Here is a 545-nt window from a genome sequence, read left to right as displayed (position 1 = left end):
GGTGTAGCCCAGACCAACCAGCCGCTCGTTGGGAACGGCCGCCCATATCGACGACAACGCCATGGTGATCGAACGCTCGGCGAACCGGCCGAGCGTTGTCGAATAGAACGAGCGAAGATCGACGATGTCGGAATGCATGGCAGGGATGTAGCCGTGATGTCGCCAGGTTTCAACAAAAGGCCGCGACGACCCGACATTCCGGGAATGTCATTCGACATCCGGGATGACATCGACCCGCAAGCGCCCTATGTCTGCGGCCATAACGGAGAGATGTGATGCCGGTCGAAATCGAACAGTTCATGTGCCGCAGCGACAATTTCGGCGTGCTGGTGCATGACCCCAAAAGCGGCCAGACCGCGATCATCGATGCGCCCGAGGAAGCGCCAATCTTGGCCGCGATAAAGCGCACCGGCTGGACGCCGACGATGATCCTGACCACACATCATCACATGGATCACGTTGAGGCCAATCTGGCGCTGAAGGAGCGCTTCAAGCTGCGCATCGTCGGCCCGGAGGCCGAAAAGGCCAAGATCCCCGGCATCGAC

Annotated in this window: 1 protein-coding gene and 1 pseudogene; one reads left to right on the top strand and one right to left on the bottom strand. The window is 60.0% G+C overall.

The features are described 5' to 3' along the window. Window positions 1–138 (bottom strand): annotated as a pseudogene (locus ENZ75_RS35525) (SAM-dependent methyltransferase); the annotation flags it as partial. A 137-nt stretch (window positions 139–275) separates the two neighbouring features. On the opposite strand from ENZ75_RS35525, the gene ENZ75_RS33765 reads away from it, so the two are divergent. Then, on the top strand, window positions 276–545 hold a 270-nt coding region (locus ENZ75_RS33765; RefSeq protein ID WP_128278697.1), incomplete at its 3' end, for an MBL fold metallo-hydrolase.

Source organism: Mesorhizobium sp. M7A.F.Ca.CA.002.04.1.1, assembly GCF_004022805.1.
GTDB lineage: Bacteria > Pseudomonadota > Alphaproteobacteria > Rhizobiales > Rhizobiaceae > Mesorhizobium > Mesorhizobium ciceri.
The sequence above is the reverse complement of the archived record's forward strand: the minus strand, read 5'-3'. Positions and strand labels throughout refer to the sequence as shown.